Below are 17,871 nucleotides of genomic sequence, written 5' to 3'. Positions count from 1 at the left end.
GGGTTGGGGCCACGCCGCGGTCTGCCGCCCCGGGGGAGGATCGACTTCCCGTGATGGAGTCGCCCGCGCCGGGCGACGGCGGCTTCGAGGAGGACCGCATCCCGGAATCCCTCCACCAGCCGGGCCCGCGGCTTCGTCCGGAGACGAGGCGTTGCGTGCCGGCCGTCGCGGGTCGTCGAGCCGCTCTCATCTTCGCGCCTCCCTGGCCCAAAGCAAGGACCGATTCAGGAGATTTTGAAGCGATTCGCGCGTCGCGGGCCTGGGCGGTCCGAGACCTCCGAGTGCTGACCTTGGCCAGGTCGATGGTTGGTCAGGCATTCGTTTCGCGCCTGGCCACTCCTGTGCTGACCACCGGCCGCTCCCGAGGCCGTCGACGGCTCACGGTTCCGACGCCAACGGGTCTGCCGCCGTGGCTTTGTCGACCGAGGATGGGCCGCACGATGGGGAGGGGCCGACCTCGGCCGGTCCGGCCGTCTCCCCGTCGCGGGCGAAGTCGTCCTCGTCTCGGGTCGAGGGGCCGTCGATGCGCCCGAGGCAGCGGTTGAACGTCAGGAGCGTCGCCAGCAGCAAGGCGAGGGCGACGCCCCCGTAGGCGATCGTCCAGAAGAGGGTCCAGAGCGTCTGCGTCGCGAACTCGCGCGGCGCCCCCTTGCCGGCGAGCACCGAGCTGAAGGCGCCGACGCCCATGGGCGGGCTGCCCGCCGCGACGCCGTGGCCGGGGTCATCCGGCCCTTCCCCGAAGAGGATGAGGGACAGGGGGATCCAGGCGATACTCATGGACGTGTAGAGGCCGACGGTCAGCGCCACGGCGTGGTGCATCCGCGGTATCCAGGTCGCCAGGGCCAGCCCGAGGCTGGTGATCGCCGCGCCGTAGGCCAGGATCAGCGCCGCCATCAGGGCCACGCCCCAGTAGCGCCCCGTGTGGGACGACAGGACGGTGGCGAGCACCAGCGGCGGCACGAGCAATGGCGGCACGGCGCGGAAGGCGCCCCACCACTTGCCCCAGACGATCGCCCGGGTCGACAACGGCGTGGTCATCAGCACGTCGAGGCTCCCCCGCTGGCGCTCCTCGGCCAGGCTCGTCGCGGCCGAGACGCTGAGCAGCAGCAGCCCGGCCCCCACCTGGAGACCGTTGACCACGGCGCCAAGCTCGCGGCCCCAGCGGTTGCCGCCGATCATCCCGACGATGGCGTAGAGGCCGAAACCGCCGCAGAGCAGGACGTAGATCCCCCAGACCGCGAGGCTCCATCGCGACGGACGCCTCCGCCGGCACTCGCGCCAGAGCACCGGGTTGCGGTCCAGCGACGGCCCCGGCCACACCCGGCGCACCAGGAGACCCAACCGGACCGTCCCCGGGGCCCACCGGCCGAGCCGATCGAGGTCGACCCGCCCGAGCGACCACGCCGCCCGCTCTCCCCGGCCGAGCTGCCGGATCACCACCGCCCGGACCCGCCACGCCGCCGCGCCGATCAGCGCCGCCGAGGCCGCCAGGCCCATTCCAAGGAACGTCGCGTACGTGCCGAACGTCACCGGGACCGGGGGCGACCCCCCGAACGCCGCCAGCACCAGGAAGATCGGGTTGTACCGGAGGACGTCCCAGATCGAGGGCAGCCACGGCGCCCGCCACGCCGCGGGGAGCGTCGCTTGCAGGCCCGCGTAGACCGGTGCGCCCAGCAGGTAGAGGAGGCCGAGGACGTAGGTCGCCATCAGCACCTCGTGCGTCTTCCTCCCCCAGACCGACAGCGTCAGCGCCAGCGAGCAGCCGAAGACCGCGCAGGAGAGCACCACGAGCAAGGCCTCGACGAGCGAGACCGGGGCGACGCCGCCGAAGAGCGTCGAGATCGCCAGCACCGGGGCGACGCTGAGGATCATCCCGAGCACCGGGACCAGCCGCGCCGCGAGCTTCCCCAGGACGATCTCGGAGTCGGACAGGTCGGTGGCGAAGAGCAGGGCCAGGCTGCCCCGCGCCTTGTCCTGGCAGATCCCCCCGGCCGTCGCCGCCGGAGCCGCCAGGCCGACCAGCCCGAGCAGGAGCATCGCCGCCCACAGGTGGAAGACCTCGTTCATCTCCGCCTGCCGGGCGGGCGTCGCCGCCGGCCACGAGTACCAGACCGGCGTCATCACCCCGAGCATCAGCAGCACCGTCAGCGACCGCATCGCATAACCCGGCCACCGCCGCGACGCCATCCGCCACTCATACGCGAAGACCGGCCCCAGGCCCACTCGCCTCGCCATGCCCCGGCCTCCCGCTCGCTGGGATCGTTCGACCGCCTACGAGATCCCCCGGCCGCTCGCGCCCCGCAAAGGCGTCCAAACCTACGGCCGGTCCGTGCAGGTAGGGATGATCGCGGCTAACAAGATTTGCGATGCAAAGTATCGTAGCCCGGGGTGCATCCCTGTCAAGCGGGGCCTCCCTCGCCGACCCCATCGGCCGGCCCGTTTCACCCGAGATCATCCCCTGCGCCGCTGCCGGTGGCCCTCCGGATTGGTGCACAGTCACTCTGCGAAGCCCGTCCCGCGAGCTGACCCCCATGCGCGGCCGATGCTCCCAGGCTCTCGCGATCGTTTGAGCTGTGCCGCCGCGTGGCACTCGCAGGGATGATCGGGCCGCCGGAGCGTCCGGGGGGCCTGCGCCAATTCCTTCCCCCGGATCGCGTAAGGCGTTTAAGTTGGACAGGGACCCGACGAGGGGAATTCAGGCGACCTGGGCGGGCTTGAGATCGCCGCAGAATCCTCATCTATCCAAGATTTGGTGCCTGTCCAATATGACCAGCAACGCCCGCCCGGCGTCTGACGAGGTTCAACGTCCCTCGTACGCCGTCGCTAACCGTCGAGGCTGGGTGCCCTTCCTTCGGAGCTTTGCAAGGCCTGGCCGAGTTTGCCGCGATCGGGCTAACCTTCCAGGATCCTTGAAAAGGTGCGTTCCGACGGGATTCTTCAGCCTCGCGAGGCTCGCCAGGCGCTCCAGAGCATGCCGGGGATCCGGTTCGCCGCTGCATGTCGCAGGGCTTCCAGATGGCGATGGTCGGGGATTTCCAGACGCCGAATCCCGTCGTCGAGGCGTTCGAGGAACAGTTGGAGGATCGGAAGCCCCCGATCCAGGGCGGCGACATAGGCGGCGCGGGCCGCGTCGAGGTTGCCGGCCTTCTCGGCCTCCGTTCCCATGAGCACGTGCCCATCTGGCAATTCCGGGAACCTTTCGACGATTTCCCCGCCGATGGACCGCGGGGTTTCGAATCGCACCCCGGATTCCGTCAGTAAAGCCGCCAGGGCCAGGATCAGCGGGTCGAACTCGGCGGCGCCGATCAGCCTTCCTACCAGGGCGGGCGCCGAACGCTCGGGCCCCGTCTGCAACGCCGCCTCAAGTCGTTCGAGCTTGTAGAGGGTCGCGGCGTCGGCCGGCGTGCCGCGGCGCCTGAGCGGGGCGAACTGGGAGATGGCGACCCGGCCGGATTCCTGTCGCTCCAGGGTCACCTCGGTGACGCGGTCCTTGAGGACGACCAGAGCGAGGGTCACCGTCTCGCCGTTCGACTCCCGATCGATCCGGAGTCGCCAGGGACCCGGCTCCAGGACCTGGGCGATGACCCCCAGGCCCTCCAATTTGGAGGGTTCGACCCGGACTGCTTCCAGGCCCCCGTCCAGGCCGCCCAGCGAGAGCCTGAAGTCGTTCAGGGTGTCCGACGGGGCGGGCTGTCGTCCCGAGGAGGCCGCCAGCAAGACCCGGAGCCCCTGCGGGCCGCGGAAGGGCCCCATTCCGAGCCCGTCTCGGATGGTCTTCGCGACCCGCCGATCCTGCTCCGCCTCGCGCAATTGCTGCACCAGCATGGTTAGGGGGCTGAGCGGCTTGATGGGACGCTCGAGGGTCTGCTTGAGGATCGGGAGGTCGGCGCCGTCCTCGACCAGGCCCATCTCGATCCGATCGAAGTCGGTCGGGAAGGCGGCCGGGATCGCGACGTCCCTCTCGCCGAGGAATATCTCATTGTGCGTCCCCGGGGACACCTGCACCAGCTTCTCCCTATCGCCGTCCGACTGGGAGAGCAATCGCGCGCGATAGAGCCCTGCTTTGAGGTTGGTCGCCTTCAGTTCGCCGAGCGCCGTGCAAGCACGACCGTCCGGCCATCGAACCGCGGTCCCGCCGGCGTCGAGCAATTCGATCTGCCCGAACAGGTCGTCCGACTTCACGACGAGCGATGCAGGACCCTCTCCCAGCAGTTTGGGCGGCGATGGAGGCCCCTCTCCCAACGGTTTGGCCGGGGCGGCCATCGGGCCGTCGTCCGCCGGGAAGGCGACCAGGCCATGCAAGCCGGGGTCCACGAGGGGGGCCTCCGGGGCCAGGGCGATCACGGGCCTGGCGAAGTCGAACGGCGGTATCGTCTGATCCTCGACCAACGTCAAGAATGTCTTGAACAGGCGGTCCGCTCCCCCGTGGATCTCCGCAATCATTGCATAATTGCCGGGGAGGAGATAAATCTCGTAAAGGTCGTCTTCCCCGACGGGGACGTTGACGCGGTCGACGACGACCTCGTCGGTCGGGGGGCAGCCGGTCGCCTTTCGGATGATCGTGAGGCGGGTGTCCTGGCGGATCGCCGGCGGCTGCACGTCGACTGCGATCTTGACCTTGGACACGACCTCCGGGGCCAATTCGGCGAGGATGGGGCTGTCCCCGCCCAGGTCTCGGATGATATCGCGTTCCGGGGTCTGGTTGATGACCTTCCCGTCCTTCATGCCGAGATCCACGGGATTGCGCATGAAGCTGTCGGACAGGTAGCCGGTCAGCGATTCCCAGCGCACGAGGTATCTCTCGCGACACGAGTCGAACAGCGCGGACGAGCCCTTGGCCGAAGTCAGCGCCTCGATGAGTCGGGGGGAGAAGGCCCCCCCCTCCCGATCGGAGGCCTCCTCCCGCGGGGCCGTGGAGAATGCGATGTACTGGACGGGCACCCGGACGGCGCCCGAGCACTTGGGACGCACGCCCGCCGTCCCGTCGACCTTCGCGAGGCTCCGACAGGCGTCGAAGAAGAAGAACTGCTCGACGAAACTCGACGCGCGCAGCACGTCGAGGATCCAGTTGACCAGCAGGGGGGGCGGCTCGATCTCCCCGTAGTCGCTCGGGACGATCGCTTCTTGTTCGGCGAGCTTGCCCGGGCGGATGCTCCAGGGCTGGAAAGCCATCCCGTGCCCCGAGTAGAAGAAGTACAGCCGCTCGCGCTCGCCGGCCCGGCACGGGAAATCGAAGATCGTCTTCACGATGTCCGCCCGGGTGGCCGGCTGGGGGGTGATCCCGACCGGCACGCCGGCGCTCGCTCCGGCTTCGGGGCCGATCAGGAGCGCCACGTCCCCGGCCTGGACGCCCGCCCTCTCCACCAGCCATGCGGCGAACGAGCAGGCGTCCCGGACCGGGTTCTTCAAATGTTTGGCGTTGTCATATTTGTTGATGCCTATCACGATGGCTCGGGCCCGGAGAGGGGCGGGCGCCGCAGGTTGTTCGCCGGCCCCGACCCTCGGGCCCAGCACCCGGATGCTCAGGGTCGGCAGCCCGACCGACGCGAGCGAGGCGCCGAGGAATCGACGTCGGTCCAGGACGTTCGCCCACGCGCTCGGACCGTGATCGCTGCTGTTCATGGCCAGGCTCCTCTCCAGGTAGGGGCAACCGGGGCCGTCACGCCGACCGGTCAAGCGAGCTTGATTCGAAACGCCCCGTCCGACGGACTCCGCATGGGTTTCCGATGGCGGACCTCGACGAAATGCTGCTTGTTCGGCTCGAGGCCGGTGGCCCTGAGCGTCACGCCCGCCTCGCCCGGCCCGGGCTCCGCCGCGGCTGCGATGTTGGCAAGGCTGCCCCGCGAGTCGCGACCATTCCGGGTCTTCATCAAGCCGACCAGCGCGGGCATGGGACCTTCGACGACGATCGTCGCCGCGCCCGAGGCGTCGGACGTCAGGGAGAACGGAGCGACCTGGCCGGCCTCCGCGATCGCGCCGTCGCGCGCGTCGACGGTGAGGACTTCCTCGCCGATCCGCGGCGTCCCGGGCTTAGGATAGCTCACGGCGGCGGCGACCTTGTCCAGGGCGCTCAGGGCGGTGTTCCGGTTGGTGGAGAACGGTCTCGCGAAGTCCGGCGTATTCGGCGGGGCCCCCTCCTTCTGGTAGTAGGCGAGCGTCGGGCCGTATTCGTACATCATGATCGAATTCACGTCGAAAGCCGTCCCCGCCAAGTTGCCTCCCCCCGCCAGACGGAGGATCTGGTCGTCGACCGTCTGCCTGTCCCAGTTCCAGCGGCTCTTCGCGTAGGGGTAGAGCGCCTGCATCCACACGATCGGGCGGTCGGGCCTCTGGTGCTCATGGACCAGGCCCAGGGCGTGCCCGAACTCGTGCAGGATCAACCTGTCGAACTCCGAGTCCCGGAAGCCGGGATCCCACATGTCCATCTCGGGCGAGAACAGCAGGTTCATGGACTGGACGCTGGACTTGAACTCGAAGCAATCCGTGCCGATGAAGGAATTGAACAGGCCGTAGTCGTGCCTGCCGCGCTGGTCCACGAAGGGACGGAAATTGACCGTCATGTGGCATGGGCCGGCGTCCACGTATTCCAGCGTCACGTTCGCGTAATCACACCAGGTCTTCGCAATCTCGCGCACCTTCTGGTGGACGAAGAGGCCCCAGTGGTCGGTCCGCCCGTCCGGGAGCGTCTGGCCGTTCAGAAACTTGACGACGATCGGCTGGCCGATCGGCCAAGCCTTCTCCAGGTCGAACAGGGCCTTCGTGCCCTCGCCCGGCCCGAGGTCGTTCGGGCGGGAAACGCCGGGGATCCCGACGTAACTCGCGCCGCCGAAGGGGGTGTTGCCGCAGACGGAGGACTTCGGCGTCGGCACGTCCGCCCAGGGCAAGGCCGCCGTGTCCGATGGAGCAATGAGAGCTTCTCCATCCTGAGCCCAACCGCCCGAGATGAGACCGAGGCCCGCCAAGCTGCCGAGTTGGAGGACCCGCCTCCGATGGACGCCCCAGGCCACCGGCTGAAAGTCGCCCTCTTGTAGGCCCAACCTCTCCTCGCCATGACCCATCGGATGAACCTCCATTCCCACGTGTTTAGCAAATAGAATGTGAGTGGTTGTTATGGATAGTGTGATTTATGGCCATGGTCAAGCATGATTCGGCTCTGTTTGACGAAATTCGGCAGATTTGCCGAGTTCCCGATGATGGTGGCCTGGCTGCATCGGCGGGTCAGGGCTAGGGGTGGCTGTGGGGGTCTGGCGCGAGAGTCGACGGACAGTGCCCGGCGGTTTAGGGCCGGATCGTAGGTCCAGGAGGTGCTTCCGGCAGCCACGCCGCATTCGCTGATCATCCACGAAATCGGTTGTGCGCACGTGCCGTTATGGCGTCACGGGCCTGGATCTACGGGGAGGAGGGCTTCGGACGCTCGGGAGTTTCGCCGTCGACGGCGGCGGCTCGGCTGGCCCTGAGAGGGGGTGGGCCGCCGATCCGTTGCGTATGTGGGCGGGGATCCGAGGAGAAATTGACGTGGGATGACGGGCTCCGCGTTCGGAGTCTGCGAACGGGAGGCATCGTATTCTTGGGGCTTTGCGCGCCGGGACAGGGTTTTTGGTCATTCGTCGGTCGGTCGGGAAACGGGCAGAGGTCTGGATCGGCCTTCGGATGAGTCGACGGCGAGAGGTGAAAATGACCGAACGAAGCCAATTTTGGAGGCCGTTGGGTCGACGTTAAGGGTTTTGGGTTATCTGGTTGCATTGTTTGGGGCCGTCCCGGAGGGCGTGCGAACGAAGCCAATCGGGGGCGGGAGATCGCTTGGAGTGGGGAGCTTGACGCGGCGGCATGCGAAAATCGCCGAACAAAGCCAATTTGGGGAGTCGGTTGTTCGTCGTAAAGGCTTTGATTTGGGAGTAGTTGCGTCGGATGGGTTGGTTGTCGTCCGGGGTCGAACGAACCCAATTTGGGGCGGGGAAAGCGTGAGAGGAGTATCGGGACGGTCGAGGATGGTGCTAGGGGTGGCGGATCGGGCGCGTTAGAGTCGCAGCGAGATGGGCCGCCGGCCGGGGCTCCCGAGGGTGGGGGCCGCGCGGCGTCGGGCGGCCGGTTGTCGATGGAGGCCTTTCCCATGCTTCTCCGCCGATCCGTCTTGCTGGCCCTGGGGTCCTTGCTGGTCGCGACGCCCGCCGGGGCGCAGCCGGGGGCCGTGGTGCGCGTCGCGCCCGACGGCCCGGTCGCCTCGCTCCAGGCGGCGCGGGACCGCGTCCGGGAGATGAGGAAGGGGGTGCAGGGGAAGCGCGAGCCGGTCGTGGTCCGGTTCGCGGCGGGGACGTATCGGCTGACGGAGCCCGTCGCGTTCGGGCCCCAGGACGGGGCCGTCGCGTACGAGGCCGAGCCGGGGGCGGAGGTCGTCCTCGACGGCGGTCGGGAGATCGGCGGGTTTCGCGAGACGCCCGACGGCCTGTGGGTCGCCAGGGTCGCCGACGGGCGGCCGTTCGAGCAGCTGTACGTCAACGGCCGACGCGCCACGCGGGCGCGGACGCCCGACGAGGGATATCTTTATATGAGGAAGGCCGGGGCGCCCGACCCGAAGCGGTCGTTCGTGGGGCGTCGCGAGGACCTCAAGCCGCTGGCGGGGCTGTCGCCGGAGCAAATCCGCGACGTCAACGTCGTGGTCTACCACTCGTGGGAGGTCTCGCGGCACCGGGTCGCGGCGGTCGACGCCGCGACGGGCCAGGTCGACCTGACCGGCCCGGCCCCCTGGGATTTCCTGAAATGGGGAGCGAATCAGCGCTATCATCTGGAGAACCTCCGCGAGGCCCTCGACCAGCCCGGCGAGTGGTTCCTGGACCGCGACGGCACGCTGACCTACAAGCCGCTCCCGGGCGAGGAGATCGGCAAGTCTCGATTCGTCGCGCCCGTCGCCGAGGGCTTCCTGGCGATCCAGGGAGACCCGGACGGGGGGGCGTTCGTCGAGGACCTGGCGTTCCGGGGGCTGACGTTCCGGCACTCCGCCTACTCGCTCCCGCCCGAGGGCCACGGCGACCCCCAGGCCGCGGTGAGCATCCCGGCCGTGGTCATGGTGGACGGGGCGCGTCGGGTCGAATTGAAGGGATGCCGGATCGAACATATCGGGATCTATGGCGTCTGGTTCCGTCGCGGCTGCACCGATTCGAAGGTCGAGCACTGCGCGCTGGTGGACCTGGGCGCGGGGGGCGTGCGGATCGGCGAGACGGGGATGCCGGCGAAGCCCGGGCACGCGACGGGGAAGATCACGGTCGACGACTCCATCATCCGGGGGTTCGGCCGCTGGTTCCCGGGGGCGATCGGCGTCTGGATCGGCCAGTCCAGCGACAACGCGGTGACGCACAACGACATCGCGGACGGCTTTTATACGACCGTCTCCGTCGGCTGGTCGTGGGGCTACAGCCCGACGGCCTGCAAGCGGAACGCGATCGACGACAATCGGCTGCACCACCTCGGCCGCAACGTCCTCAGCGACATGGGGGGCGTCTACACGCTGGGGCTCTCCGAGGGGACGAGCGTCAGCCGCAACGTCATCCACGACGTCGATTCCTACAACAAGTCGGGCGCGGGGGGCTGGGGCCTGTACAACGACGAGGGGTCGACCGGGATCGTCCTGGAGGGGAACCTCGTCTGGAACACGACCACCGGCAGCTATCATCAGCACTACGGCCGCGAGAACGTCGTCCGCAACAACATCCTGGCGTTCAGCAAGTACGGCCAGGTCATGCGGAGCCGGATGGAGGACCACCTCTCGTTCACCTTCGAGCGCAACATCGTCTACTGGGAAGGGGGACCGCTCCTGACGGGCAACTGGTCGGACGGGAAGAACTTCCGGCTGGACTCGAACCTCTACTACGAGGCCTCGGGCGCGGAGGTGACGTTCGCCGGGAAGTCATTGGAGGAGTGGCGGAAGGCCACCGGGCAGGACGAGCATTCGCGGATCGCCGACCCCCTGTTCGTGGACCCGCGGGCGCATGACTTCCGGCTGAAGCCGGGGAGCCCCGCCCCGGCCCTGGGGTTCAAGCCGTTCGACGCCTCGAAGGCCGGCGTTCGCGGGAAGGGCGCCTGGCGGGCCGAGGCCGACGCCCCCCTGCCCCCGTCGAAGCCCGCGCCCGAGCCGCCGCCGCTCTCGGTCTCGGAGGACTTCGAGGCCGTCGCCCCGAGCGCGACCGGCTACTCGCCGGAGTCCGCGACGCTCTCGCACGGGGGCCGTCCCGAGCTGGTGACGGTGACCGAGGAGACGGCGGCGAGCGGTCGGCGGAGCCTGAAGATCGCCGACGCGGCGGGGCTGAAGAACGGCTTCGACCCGCACTTCTACTACGCGCCGCACTACGCGAGCGGCCTCGCCACCTGCTCCTTCGCCGTCCTGGCCGAGCCGGGCGCGGTCTTCTATCACGAGTGGCGCGACGGCGCGAGCCCGTACCGGGCGGGCCCGAGCGTCTGGATCGCCGACGGCAAGCTGAAGGTGGCGGGCCGCGAGGTGGCGGACGTCCCCGCCGGGACCTGGCTGCATGTCGAGATCCAGGCCCGCCTGCCCGAAGGGGACGCGGAGGCCACCTGGAGCCTGGCCGTCACCCGCCCCGGCGCGGAGCCCCTCCGGCTGGCCGACCTCCCCTGCCCTCCCGGCTGGAAGACGGTCGACTGGGTCGGCTTCGTCAGCCCGGCCGAGCATCCCACGGCCGTCCACCTGGACGACCTGGAACTGAACGTTCGTCCTTGAATTCCGGCGTCGCGCGGCGCGGCGGAGAAAATCGGCTTAAATCGGATCGTCGACTTGCGACGCGCGAGTCGGACTCGGTATATTGCCCTGCAAGCCGTGCATTTCTCCGCTCAGTCGTCGCCGTTCTCGGCATCTCACGATCGAATCGTCGGCGGGTATCGCCACTCGCCAGGATCGAGGTCGTCCCGTATGAAGCCGCCATCCGTCCAGGCTGGGAGACGCTCCGGACCGAGGTTCCTCCTCGCGTTCCTGGGCTTGCTCCTGCTCGCGCCTCGGGCCGTCGAGGCCAGGTGCGGGATGGCGGCGGCCCCGACCTCGCGGTCGCACGCGCTGGCGGCGCTGGAGATCCTGGGCTCGGCGGCGACGCCCGAACACGAGGACGGCGTCCCCCATTGTTCGGGGCCTTCCTGCTCCAACAACGTCCCTTCCTCGGCTCCCGCCGGCGGCTTCGAACCCCTCTCCGCGCGGAGCGAGGCTCTCCCCTCATCCGGATTCGTCGCCGCGCCCGCCCTCGGCCCTCGTCGCTTCCACCCTTCGGATGAGCGTCTCGACCCATCGGGCGAGGCCTCGCGCATGTTCCACCCCCCCCGACGTCCTTCCTGATCCGAGCGGGCTCCCCGCTCGCCGTCCCATCCCGATTCGCGCCCTGTGCCCGATGATCCCGGATGCATGGAGATCGATCATGAAGAACGCCGCGAAGCTGAACTCGTTCGAGTACGCCCTGCTCCTCCCCGACGACGCCGTGACCCGCCTGGGCAGCCTGGGCGTCATCGTCGGCGGCCTGCTGGCCCTCGTCGTCCTCCTGTTCTGAGCCGCGCGACCGCGGGGGACGCGAGCCTGAGAACCGTCGCCTCCAAGTTCGGCCCCTCACCGAAATCCTCCCCCCGCGAGGGGGGAAGACGAGCACGAAGACCGTCGGCGGACACTCGGGCTGAATTGCGATTTTCGACGGCTTCCCGGCTCGTCACCCCCTCATCTGACGGTCTTCGCCCGCGAGGGGGGAAGACCGTTGAGGAGGTCGCCCGAATCCGGGGCCGGACCACAACGCCCTTCCCTCCTCGCGGGGGAAGGTGGCCCGCAGGGCCGGACGAGGGGGAGCCGAGTACGCAAGCCGTCGCCTCTTCGGTTCGTCCGCGATCATGGTCCCCCTCATCCGACCTTCGGCCGCCCTCTCCCACCAGAGGAGAAGGGATGATTGCGTCAGCATGTCCTTCTCCATTGTGAAGGGGGCTGGGGCGGTCTTTGTTTCTGATGGAGGGCGTCGGCGAGATGGCCTGGATTCGGACGATCGGGCGGGAAGAAGCGGAGGCGGACGCGGAATTGGCGGGGGCGATGGCGGCGCAGCATGCGCTTTATCCGGCGGAGTACGACGGGCCGATCCGGGGGATCGACGAGGCGATGCCGGGGATCGTGGCCGCGCACACCCTGATCCCGCAGGCCCTGTATCACGCGTTCGCGACGTTCGGCTCGCTGATGGCGGCCGACCTGCCGCTCTCGCGTCGCGACCACGAGATGATCGCGCTGATGGTGTCGGTCACGAACCGCTGCCGGTATTGCTCGGCCTCCCATGCGGAGTTCCTCCGCCGGGTCGTGCTGGACGACGAGCTCGTCCGGCGGCTCCAGGAAGACTATGCGAACGCGGCGATCACCGAGGCCGAGCGGGCGATGCTCGACTATGCGGTCCAGGTCACCAGGGACGCGACCCGGATCACGCCCGCCTGGCACGACCGGCTCCGCGCCGTGGGCTTCGACGATCGGGGCATCCTCCAGATCACCCTGATCGCGTCCTGGTTCAACTCGATCAACCGCACGGCCGACGCGCTGGGGGTCGGCCGGGACTGAGCGGGACGACGCGCCCCGTTCGCCTCCCGACTCAGACGAACCGCTTGAGCGGCGATTGGGAGAGGGCCCAGACCGCGGCGAAGGAGAAGGCGATCACCACCACCGCGTGCGCGGCCGGCGAAAGGTCCGGGGTCGGCAGCCGGTTCGACACGGCGTAGACCAATCGGTGGATCGACATGTGGACGAGATAGACCCCCATCGCCATGCCGACCGCCGCGGCGACCCATCGCGGCGGCTCGAACCGCCAGGTCGAGGCGAGGGCGACGAGCAGCATCGCCAGCCCGTAGCGGACGGCCAGGGGGTCGTCGAACCGGATCGCGATCAGGGCGCAGGCCGCGCTGTTGACCAGGACGACTGCGATCACGCCCGAGCGCCGGAGGCTCGCGTGCCGGGTCGCCGTGCCGACGGCCAGGCCGAGGAAGACCGCGGGGAGGCACCTCAGCCACTGCGGCGCCGGCGTCCCGACGTCCCCCTCATACGGCCTGTCGATCGCGAGGACCGCCAGCGAGAGCACCGCCAGCAGCGCGGGGAGGAGGCAGGCGTACGTCGGCCGGACCCCGGCGGTCAGCCGTCGGGCCAGGTTGATGAAGAGGATCATCGCGAACGCGAAGGGGAGATACCAGAGGTGGACCGAGGTCCCGGTCAGGAAAACCCGGCCCCCCAACTCGTCGACGATGGAGGTGCCGTGCCGCAGGTAAGTCGCCAGCTCGACGACGCCGTAGACGCCGCACCAGAAGAGCCAGGGGAGCAGCAGCCTCGCGCCGGTCTTGCGAATCTGCTGGGGGAGCGGCCGGCGCTCGGCGCGGCCGGCGGCGAGGGTGGCGGAGATGATCGCCAGCGTCGGCAGCCGCCAGGCCGTGTACTCCGCGCCGGGCGCCCCGGTGTGGAACCAGACGATCGCCAGCAGCGCGCCCAGGCGGAGGACGTCGAAGCCCGCGACCCGCTCCCGAGCGTCCACGGCCGCCGTCGCCCGCTCGATCGAGTAGGCCCCCCGGATCTCCCGGGGCGCGGCGGAACGCCTGAGCGTGAACTCGTTGGAACTCATCATGAGTCCTCGTCCCTCTGATGAAAGGTCCGTTTTCAGGGGCGATGGAGCCTCGCCGGGCCGCCTCGGGGGGGGCCGCTCGCAAAGGGGAGGCTCGACGTCGGGCGGCGCCGTCCTGGTTCGGCGGCCGCGGTCGGGTTCCGAGGAACGCGAGAAATTGTGTTTGTTTGGTTATCGGTCGGCGCGAGTCTAGGCGGCTCCGAGCCGGGCGTCAATGCAAAAGCGTCGGGGCCCGTGACGCCGGTTCGGGCCCGTTTTCGATTGGCGAAGGCTCCAGCAAGTAGGCGTCGACCCGGATCGACCCGGCCGCCGGTCGGAGATTTTCCCCACGCCTCTTCCCACGCCTTCGGGGCGTGATCCACCCACGAATCGAGGGGCCCGGAGGGGCGGACGGCGTCCCGCCGAGGGCCCCGTCCGACCCCGGTCGCGCGGGTTCGGGCCGACGCTTCCGCCGGGAACGGTCTGGAATCGCGGGGGCGGTTGGGCTCTAATTCATGATCCGTGGTTTCCGGCGAGCGGCCGCGCCGCGGCGCGTTGGAGAGTCCCCGATCCAGGCCCCGGCGTCCGGACCTCGCCCCGTCGCGAGCCGTCCGGCGCCCATCCGCACCCGGTCGAATTCATGAAACTCGAGACGATTTGCCTCCACGGCGGCTCCGAGCCCGATCCCACCACGCTCTCGCGGGCGGTGCCGATCTATCGGACCAGCTCGTTCGTCTTCAAGAGCGCCGAGCACGCCCAGAACCTGTTCGCGCTCAAGGAACTGGGCAATATCTACACCCGGCTCATGAATCCCACGACCGACGTGCTGGAGAAGCGCGTGGCGATGCTCGAGGGGGCGCCGGCCCCCGCCGGCCTGGCGGTCGCCTCGGGGACCTCGGCCATCTTCTATTCGATCATCAACCTGGCGCAGGCGGGCGACAACATCGTCTCCGCCCGGAACCTCTACGGCGGCACTTACACCCAGTTCCACGACATCCTGCCCACGCTGGGCATCCAGGTGAAGTTCGTCGACTCGAACGACCCGGACGAATTCGCCAAGGCCATCGACGGCAACACGCGGGCCCTGTTCTGCGAGAGCGTGTCGAACCCGGCCCTGGAGGTCACCGACCTGGAGGCCGTCTCCAAGATCGCCCACGACCACGGCCTCCCCCTGATCGTCGACGCCACCTTCTCCACCCCGTACCTGACCCGGCCGATCGAGCACGGCGCCGACGTCGTGGTGCACTCGCTGACCAAGTGGTTCGGCGGCCACGGCACGGGCATCGGCGGCGTGGTGGTGGACTCCGGCAAGTTCAACTGGGCCGGCGGCAAGCACCCGCTGTTCACCATCCCGGACACCAGCTACCACGGCCTGCGCTGGGGCCTCGACCTCCCCGAGGCGCTCGCCCCGCTGGCCTACATCCTGCGGATGCGGACCGTGCCGCTGCGGAACCTCGGCGCGTGCATCGCGCCGGACAACTCCTGGATGTTCCTCCAGGGGATCGAGACCCTCCCGCTGCGGATGGAGCGGCACTGCGAGAACTCGCTGGCCGTCGCCAAGCACCTCAGCGCCCACCCCAAGGCCACCTGGGTCCGGTTCCCCGGCCTGGAAGGCGACCCGATGTACGACCTGAACAAGAAGTACCTCGCGGGCAAGGGGGGCTCGATGGTCGTCTTCGGCATCCGGGGCGGCGGCGAGGCCGGCCGGAAGTTCATCGACTCGCTCCGCCTGTTCTCCCACCTGGCGAACGTCGGCGACGCCAAGAGCCTGGCCATCCACCCGGCCTCCACCACCCACTCGCAGCTCGGGGAAGCCCAGCAGCGCGAGGGCGGCATCACCCCCGACCTCGTCCGCCTGTCGATCGGCCTGGAACACATCGACGACATCCTCGCCGACATCGACCAGGCCCTCGAGGCCGCCTGCCCCTGATCGCGGCCCCGAGTTCGGAACGTCGAGGCCCCCTCCCCCCCTCGCGAGAGGCGGGAGGGGGAACGAGCCGTCGCCGGGCGCTTCCCCACACTCGCGGGAGGCGGCGACTCCTCGATCCGCCCGCCTCGGCGACCCTCCTCGTCCGGCCTTTTCGGCCCCCTTCCTCCCGCCAAGGGGGGAGCAAGTCCGCCTGAGTCACCGTCCGCGACCCCATCTCCATGAGCCAAGCCCTCACCGAAACCCGGACGCAATTCTTCGAGTTCGACGACCCGGCGGCCCCGCTCCGCCTGTGCGTGGGCGACCCCCTGCCGCGATTCACGCTGGCGTACGAGACGTACGGGCGGATGAACGCGGACAGGTCGAACGTGATCCTGCTGTACCACGCGATGACCGGCAGCCAGCACGCGGCCGGCCGCAACCCCGACGTCCCCGGCCTCGACGGCCGCTGGACCGAGGAGATGCACGAGGGCTGGTGGGACCCCTTCATCGGCCCCGGCAAGGCGCTGGACACCGACAAGTTCTGCGTCATCTGCGCCAACTATCTGGGGGGCTGTTACGGCTCCACCGGCCCGGCCTCGATCGACCCGGCGACCGGACGGCCCTGGGGCTCGACGTTCCCCGTCCTCCGGATGCGCGACGTGGTCGAGTCCCAGATGAAGCTCCTGGACCACCTGGGGATCGGCAAGCTCCACGCGGTCGTCGGCCCGTCGCTCGGCGGGTTCATGGCGCTCCTGACGGCGGCGATCCACCCCGAGCGGGTCCACTTCGTCCTGCCGCTCAGCACGGGGGTCGAGACGACCATCGACCAGCGGCTCCTGAACTTCGAGCAGGTGACGGCCATCGAGGCCGACCCGTACTTCCGGGGCGGCGACTTCTACGCCGGCGCCCGCCCGGACGTCGGCCTCGCCCTGGCGCGGCGGATCGCCCACAAGACGTTCATCTCGCCCGACGCCCTCCGGATGCGCGCCCGCAGCGAGGTCGTCAGCCAGAAGCCCCCCCACGGCTGGTACGAGATGAACCACCCGGTCGAGTCGTACATGCTCCACCAGGGCCAGAAGTTCGTGAAGCGGTTCGACGCCAACAGCTACCTCCGCATCCTCGACGCCTGGCAGTGGTTCAACCTCGTCGGCGAGACCGGCGCCCGAGACCTCCGCGACGTCTTCCGGCGCTGCGGGAGCCAGGAGTTCCTGGTCTTCAGCATCGACAACGACCACACGTTCGAGCGCAAACACCAGGAGAAGCTCGTCCGGCTGCTCAAGCAGGCCGAGGTCCCGGTGATCTGGATCACCGTCCATTCCGACAAGGGCCACGACGCCTTCCTACTGGAACCGCGGCTGTTCACCCCTCATATTCAAGAGGTGCTCAACCACCGCGACGACTGACTAATCCCGGCCATCGCCGGATCCAGTCCCGCCCGATCGATCCAGCCCAGGGAGCCTCCTTCATGACCCTCCGCCGCCCCGCCCTCATGCTCGCCGCGACGCTCGTCGCGGGGGCCTCGGCCTTCGGCTACTACGCCGTCGTCGACGACGCCCACAAGCCCGGCTACAAGGACACGCCGTACCTCCCCGGGCACAAGTGGCGGGTCCACGACGCCGATCGGCCCCACCCGCCGGTCGTCACCCCCGGCTCCCCCAGCACCGACGACGCCCCCGGCAAGGCCCCGTCCGACGCCGTCGTCCTCTTCGACGGCAAGGACCTGTCGAAGTGGCGGGGCGACCATGGCGAGCCCCGCTGGGAGGTCGCCGACGGCGCGATCGTCGCCAAGGGAGGCGCGGGGACTCTCATCAGCCGCGAGGAGTTCGGCGACTGCCAGGTCCACATCGAATGGGCCGCCCCCAACCCCCCCAAGGGAAACGACCAGGGACGCGGCAACAGCGGCGTCATGCTCTTCGGCCGCTATGAGATCCAGGTCCTCGACAACTTCAACAACCCGACCTACGCCGACGGCCACGCCGGCGCGGTCTACGGCCAGCACCCCCCCCTGGTCAACGCCGTGCGGCCCCCCGGCCAGTGGCAGGCCTACGACATCCTCTTCACCGCCCCCAGGTTCAAGGGGGACGGCTCGGTCGAGACCCCGGCCTACGTGACCGTCCTGGTCAACGGCGTCGTCGTCCAGAACCACGCCGAGATCTACGGCGCGGTCGCCTTCCGCGACCTCGGCCGCTACCAGCAGCACGGCCCCAAGGGCCCGCTGGTCCTCCAGGACCACGGCGACCCCGTCCGCTTCCGCAACATCTGGATCCGCCCCCTCAAGGCCGAAGACCAGGACTGAACCCGCAGGCATCGATCCTTCGCGTCATGACGGTCTTCCCCCCTCGCGGGGGAAGACAGACCCCGCAGGGG

General features: G+C 69.2%; 11 protein-coding genes. 7 read left to right on the top strand and 4 right to left on the bottom strand.

The genetic code is table 11. The features are described 5' to 3' along the window. Positions 1 to 378: 378 nt before the first annotated feature. The 3 genes from VT85_RS10535 to VT85_RS10525 form a co-directional block, all read right to left on the bottom strand. Entirely contained in the window at positions 379 to 2,235 is a 1,857-nt protein-coding gene (locus VT85_RS10535; RefSeq protein WP_068414409.1) for an ABC transporter permease, read from the bottom strand. A 702-nt stretch (positions 2,236 to 2,937) separates the two neighbouring features. Then, positions 2,938 to 5,622 carry a caspase domain-containing protein gene (locus VT85_RS10530; RefSeq protein WP_068414407.1) on the bottom strand — a complete coding sequence of 895 codons (2,685 nt, stop codon included), beginning with the start codon at positions 5,620 to 5,622 and terminating at the stop codon, positions 2,938 to 2,940. A gap of 50 nt (positions 5,623 to 5,672) precedes the next feature. Then, on the bottom strand, positions 5,673 to 6,884 hold the full coding sequence (locus VT85_RS10525; protein ID WP_068414405.1) for a M12 family metallopeptidase: 1,212 nt from the start codon (positions 6,882 to 6,884) through the stop codon (positions 5,673 to 5,675). 1,226 nt (positions 6,885 to 8,110) lie between these two features. Between VT85_RS10525 and VT85_RS10520 the strand changes: the two genes are divergently transcribed. From VT85_RS10520 to VT85_RS10510, 4 genes are all read left to right on the top strand, one after another. After that, a complete protein-coding gene (locus tag VT85_RS10520; RefSeq protein WP_068414398.1) occupies positions 8,111 to 10,729 on the top strand; it encodes a right-handed parallel beta-helix repeat-containing protein in 2,619 nt (872 codons plus the stop codon). Positions 10,730 to 10,918: 189 nt separating this feature from the next. Continuing rightward, a complete protein-coding gene (locus tag VT85_RS10515) occupies positions 10,919 to 11,332 on the top strand; it encodes a hypothetical protein (protein ID WP_068414395.1) in 414 nt (137 codons plus the stop codon). A 79-nt stretch (positions 11,333 to 11,411) separates the two neighbouring features. Next, positions 11,412 to 11,540 (top strand): hypothetical protein, encoded by a 129-nt coding sequence (locus tag VT85_RS29645; RefSeq protein WP_255376994.1) that lies wholly within the window; start codon positions 11,412 to 11,414, stop codon positions 11,538 to 11,540. Between the two features lie 458 nt (positions 11,541 to 11,998). Further along, positions 11,999 to 12,571, top strand: a complete 573-nt coding sequence (locus VT85_RS10510; RefSeq protein ID WP_197491204.1) for a carboxymuconolactone decarboxylase family protein — start codon at positions 11,999 to 12,001, stop codon at positions 12,569 to 12,571. A 31-nt stretch (positions 12,572 to 12,602) separates the two neighbouring features. On the opposite strand, the gene VT85_RS10505 is transcribed toward VT85_RS10510, so the two are convergent. Next, positions 12,603 to 13,619, bottom strand: a complete 1,017-nt coding sequence (locus tag VT85_RS10505) for an acyltransferase family protein (protein ID WP_068414389.1) — start codon at positions 13,617 to 13,619, stop codon at positions 12,603 to 12,605. Between the two features lie 616 nt (positions 13,620 to 14,235). On the opposite strand from VT85_RS10505, the gene VT85_RS10500 reads away from it, so the two are divergent. From VT85_RS10500 to VT85_RS10490, 3 genes are all read left to right on the top strand, one after another. Continuing rightward, positions 14,236 to 15,525 (top strand): O-acetylhomoserine aminocarboxypropyltransferase/cysteine synthase family protein, encoded by a 1,290-nt coding sequence (locus VT85_RS10500; protein WP_068414387.1) that lies wholly within the window; start codon positions 14,236 to 14,238, stop codon positions 15,523 to 15,525. 218 nt (positions 15,526 to 15,743) lie between these two features. Next, on the top strand, positions 15,744 to 16,907 hold the full coding sequence (locus VT85_RS10495) for a homoserine O-acetyltransferase (protein WP_068414385.1): 1,164 nt from the start codon (positions 15,744 to 15,746) through the stop codon (positions 16,905 to 16,907). A 62-nt stretch (positions 16,908 to 16,969) separates the two neighbouring features. Beyond that, the gene (locus VT85_RS10490) at positions 16,970 to 17,800 is read left to right on the top strand and encodes a DUF1080 domain-containing protein (RefSeq protein ID WP_068414382.1); all 831 of its coding nucleotides are present in this window, start codon (positions 16,970 to 16,972) and stop codon (positions 17,798 to 17,800) included. Positions 17,801 to 17,871: the final 71 nt, after the last annotated feature.

The sequence above is a fragment of the Planctomyces sp. SH-PL62 genome (assembly GCF_001610895.1).
Lineage (GTDB): Bacteria > Planctomycetota > Planctomycetia > Isosphaerales > Isosphaeraceae > Paludisphaera.
The sequence above is the reverse complement of the archived record's forward strand: the minus strand, read 5'-3'. Positions and strand labels throughout refer to the sequence as shown.